This window comes from Dyella sp. (assembly GCF_035486915.1).
Taxonomy (GTDB): domain Bacteria; phylum Pseudomonadota; class Gammaproteobacteria; order Xanthomonadales; family Rhodanobacteraceae; genus Dyella_B.
In genome coordinates, this window is sequence record NZ_DATHMR010000148.1 from 1 (window position 1) to 5,238 (window position 5,238).

Here is a 5,238-nt window from a genome sequence, read left to right on the forward strand (position 1 = left end):
GACCAGATCCAGGATCCCAAGGATTACCTGAATACAGTGGTCTCCTACCAGAACGGCGCGCCCGTCTTCCTCAAGGATGTCGCGCGCGTCACGCAGGCGGCGCAGGATACCGAGCAAGGCGCCTGGTACAACAAGACGCCGGCGATCGTGCTGAATGTGCAGCGCCAGCCTGGTGCGAACGTGATCGCCACGGTCGACCAGATCACGAAAGAACTGCCGCAGCTCGAATCCACGCTGCCGGCGGGCATGCAGGTCAAGGTCGTTTCCGACAGTACCGGCGTGATCCGTTCATCGGTCAGCGATGCCGCGTTCGAGCTGGTACTCGCGGTGCTGCTGGTGGTGCTGGTGATCTTCGTGTTCCTGCGCAACCTGCCCGCCACCATCATCCCCAGCATCTCCGTGCCGGTGTCGTTGATCGGCACGCTGGCGATGATGTACGAGCTCAATTATTCGATCGACAATTTGTCGTTGATGGCATTGATCATCGCCACCGGTTTCGTGGTCGACGACTCGATCGTGATGATCGAGAACATCGTGCGCTACCTGGAAGAAGGCGAAACGCCGCTCAATGCCGCGTTGATCGGTGCGGGACAGATCGGCTTCACCATTGTGTCCTTGACGGTGTCGCTGATTGCCGTGTTGATCCCACTGCTCTTCATGGGCGGTGTAATCGGGCGACTCTTCAGTGAGTTCGCGGTCACCCTTGCCGTCACGATTGTGCTATCCGGCGTGGTGTCGCTGACATTGGTGCCGATGCTTTGCGCACGCATCTTGCGCGCCCAGGCAGAGCGACATCCCAGTCGTTTCGAGCGAATCAGCGAAGGTCTGTTCAATAAAACCTTGGCGGCTTATGAGCGCGGACTGCGCTTTGTGATGAGCCATCAGCTTGCCACGCTGATCACTTTCTTCGTGACGTTGATCATCACGGTGATCCTGTACATCGTGATACCCAAGGGGTTGTTCCCCGTCCAGGATGTGGGTGTCATTCAGGGCATCAGCATTGCCGACAACTCCGTGTCGTACACCACGATGGTGGATCGCCAGGCACAGATTGCCGAGGCCATCCTCAAAGATAAAGACGTTACCAATCTGACGTCCTACGTCGGCATCGATGGCACGAATACCACGTTGAACAACGGTCGCTTCTTGATCAATCTGAAAGCACGCGACGACCGCTCGGAAACGGCCGAACAAATCGCACGCCGCATCCAGGACGAAGTCGCCAACGTGCCGGGCATCAAGTTGTATCTGCAGCCCGAACAGGATCTGACACTCGATACCACTATCTCGCCCAACCAGTATCAGTTCGTATTGCGCGGCCCCAGTCAGCAGGCATTCCAACAGTATGTCCCCGCGCTGATCGACAAGATGAAGCAGATCAAGTCGATTCGCGACGTGACGAGCGACTTGAACAACGACGGTCTGAGCGTCAATGTCGAAGTAAACCGCCAGCTCGCTGCACGCTACGGCATTACGGCAGCGACGATCGACAACGCGCTCTACGATGCGTTGGGGCAACGCATTGTCTCGACGATTTTCGATCAGTCGAGCCAGTATCGCGTGATTCTGGTGGCGAAGCCGGAAAAGCTGCCGACTCTGCAGTCGCTGGGTGAGCTGTACCTGCCTAGCCAGACGAGCAGCTCCGGACAGGTACCGCTGAGTGCGATTGCGAAGATCCAAGTCACCAAGTCGCCATTAGTGATCAGCCATCTGGCTCAGTTCCCGTCGGTCACTATCTCATTCAACCTCGCTCAGGATGCGTCATTGAGCAAGGCCGTTGAGGAAGTCAATCAGGCTGAGAAACAAGTGCAGTTGCCGTCGTCGATCACGTCCTCGTTCCAGGGTGCCGCGCAGGCGTTTCAGGATTCGCTTTCGAGCGAGGTGTACCTGCTGATTGCTGCTCTAGTGGCCGTGTACATCGTGCTCGGCGTGCTATACGAGAGCTTCATCCATCCTGTGACGATTCTTTCGACGCTGCCCTCTGCGGGTATCGGCGCGCTGCTGGCGCTGATGGTCGCGGGTGCGGATCTGGACGTGATCGGCATCATCGGCATCGTCTTGCTGATCGGTATCGTGAAGAAGAACGCCATCATGATCGTGGACTTCGCGCTCGAAGCCGAACGCGACCACGGCAAGCCGCCGGAAGAGGCGATCTTCGAAGCGTCGTTGCTGCGTTTCCGCCCGATTCTGATGACCACGCTGGCCGCCATGCTTGGCGCATTGCCGATGCTGCTGGGTACCGGCACGGGTTCGGAACTCCGCCGCCCGCTGGGTCTTGCCATCATTGGCGGTCTGATGCTGAGCCAGTTGTTGACGCTGTTCACCACGCCGGTGATCTATCTCTACTTCGATCGCCTGGCACAGCGCTTCAATCGCAAGCCGTCGCAGGCAGCAGGTGAGAGCGCGCCGTGAACATTTCCGCGCTCTTCATCAATCGGCCGGTGGCGACTACCTTATTGGCGATCGCCATCCTGCTGTCGGGCTTTCTGGCGTATTTTCATTTGCCTGTGGCGCCGCTGCCAAACGTGACCTACCCCGTCATCGTAGTGCAGGCGAACATGGCGGGCGCCAGCCCTGACATCATGGCGTCGACCGTGGCGGAGCCGTTGGAAAAACGTCTCGGCGCCATCGCCGATGTCTCCGAAATGACATCGACGAGCTATGTCGGTTCAGCGCAGATCGTGATTCAGTTCGGACTAAACCGCGACATCAATGGCGCTGCACGCGACGTGCAGGCAGCCATCCAGGCCGCACGCGCCGACTTGCCGACCACACTGCGCAACAACCCCAGCTATCGCGAATACAACCCGGCCGATTCACCGATCATGGTGCTCGCGCTGACGTCGGACACGCTCACGCGAGCGCAGCTTTACGACTCGGCGGATTCGGTCATCCAGCAGCAGTTGTCGCAGGTCGATGGCGTGGGTGAAATCACGCTTGGCGGTAGCGCGTTGCCCTCCGTGCGCGCGGAGCTGGAACCCGATCGGCTCAACAGTTACGGCATTGGCCTGGAAGATGTGCGCGCCGCCATCAGCGCGGCTAATGCGGACAGCGCCAAGGGCCATATCGACCAGGATGGTCAGCGTTACGAAGTGACGTCCAATGACCAGATCAACAAGGCCGCGCCCTATCGCGACCTGGTTGTGGCCTATCGCAATAATGCTCCTGTGCTGTTGCGCGATGTCGCCGATGTGGAGGACTCCGCGGAAAACATTCGCAACATGGGCCTGTACAACGGCAAGCCTGCGGTGCTGGTGATCGTCTATCCGTTGCCGGGCGGCAACATCGTCAAGACGGTCGCGCAGATCCGCAAGGTGTTGCCGTCTATCGAGGCAACGCTGCCCAGCAATATTCACATCGGCATTGCCGTCGATCGTTCGCAATCGGTCAACGCGGCCGTAGGCGATACGGAACGCACCTTATTCATCGCCGTGCTGCTGGTGATCGGTGTGGTGTTCGTCTTCCTGCAATCGGGACGAGCGATTCTGATTCCTGCCGTCGCATTGCCGCTATCGATCGTCGGCACCTTTGGCCCGATGTATTTGATGGGCTACAGCATCGACAACCTTTCGTTGATGGCGCTAACCATTGGCACCGGTTTCGTCGTAGACGATGCAGTGGTCGTGCTGGAAAACATCGTGCGCCATGTCGAAGCCGGTATGGATGTGCGCGAAGCAGCGCTGCGCGGCAGCGGCGAAGTTTGCTTCACCGTGATCTCGATGAGCCTGTCGTTAATTGCCGTATTCCTGCCGATTCTTCTGATGCCCGGCATCATCGGCCTGCTCTTCCACGAATTTGCCGTTACGCTTTCCATCGCGATTCTGTTCTCGCTGATCATCTCGCTCACTGTCACGCCGACGATGGCGGCGTATGTACTGCGTCCCGGCGCAGGCATGCATTCGAAGGCACGCTGGGCGGTCTGGTATGAGAAGCAGTTCGAGCGCTTCAAGAATGCGTATTCGCGCTCGCTGACGAAGGTGCTCGATCACGCGCTGCTGGTCGGTCTGATGCTGATTGGATTGATCGTGCTGAACGTGTTCCTGATCAAACTGGTGCCATCCACCTTCTTCCCGGAACAGGACAACGGCATCCTGATCGGTCAGATCATTGCGGACCAGAGCATCTCGTTCCAGGCGATGGAAAAGAAACTCGCGCAACTGCAATCGATCGTACAGAAAGATCCTGCCGTCGAATCCGTAGCAGGCTTCACGGGCGGTCGCGCCCTCAATACCGCCAACGTGTTTATCGAGCTGAAACCGCTGGCACAACGCAAGCTTTCTGCCTCCCAAGTGGTGGATCGCCTGCGGCCTAAATTGAATGCGGTATCGGGCGCGAAACTCTTTCTGCAGGCAGCGCAGGATCTGCATATTGGCGGTCGAAGTTCGGCCGCCGAATACCAGTACACCCTGACCAGCGACGATCCCCAGGCGTTGTATACATGGGTGCCTAAACTGGTGACAGCACTAAACAAGTACCGCGCTCAATTGCAGGACGTGAACTCGGACTTGCAGCAGAACGGCTTGCAGACTTACGTAACCATGGATCGCGCAACGTCTGCGCGCTACGGTTTCGCCCCCAATCAGCTCGACAGCGTGTTGTACGACGCCTTCGGCCAGCGCACGGTATCGACCGTGTACAACCAGCTCAACCAGTACTTTGTCGTGATGGAAGTGGCGCCGAAGTATTGGCAGTACCCGCAGATGCTCGAACGCATACGCTTCAGCACGGCCGCTGGCAATGCGAGCGGTACACAGCAGACACAGATGCCGGGTGGAACGGTCACCGGCGTGACGGCGCACGCTGCGGTGACGAGTACGTCCACGTCTTCATCCGGCACCAATTCGCTGAACTCCAACGCTGAAGCGAACCAGCTCACCAACTCCATCTCCAACTCGAAGGGTGGCAGTTCCAGCGGTAGCGCGGACAGTACGTCGTCCGAAACCATGGTGCCGTTCCCCGCGCTGGCCATGTACACCAGCAATCACACGGCCACTCAGGTCAGCCATCAAGATGGCTTGGTGGCTGCAACGATCTCATTCAACCTGCCACCCGGCGGTTCGTTGAGCAATGCGTTGAATGCGATCGGCCAGGCGTCGCAGGAATTGGGCATGCCTGCCTCGATTCACGGCGGCACGGCGGGTGCGGCGCAGGTCTATTCGCAATCGATGTCGACGATGCCACTGCTGATTCTCGCGGCGCTGGCTGCGGTCTATATCGTGCTGGGCGTTCTCTATGAGA

2 protein-coding genes are annotated in these 5,238 nt (G+C 58.6%); both read left to right on the forward strand.

Going from position 1 to position 5,238, the window contains the following annotated elements:
• On the forward strand, window positions 1-2,412 hold a 2,412-nt coding region (locus VK725_RS11820; RefSeq protein ID WP_325318253.1), incomplete at its 5' end, for an efflux RND transporter permease subunit.
• The coding region (locus VK725_RS11825; RefSeq protein WP_325318254.1) for an efflux RND transporter permease subunit at window positions 2,409-5,238 on the forward strand (2,830 nt) is incomplete at its 3' end. The genes VK725_RS11820 and VK725_RS11825, both read left to right, overlap by 4 nt.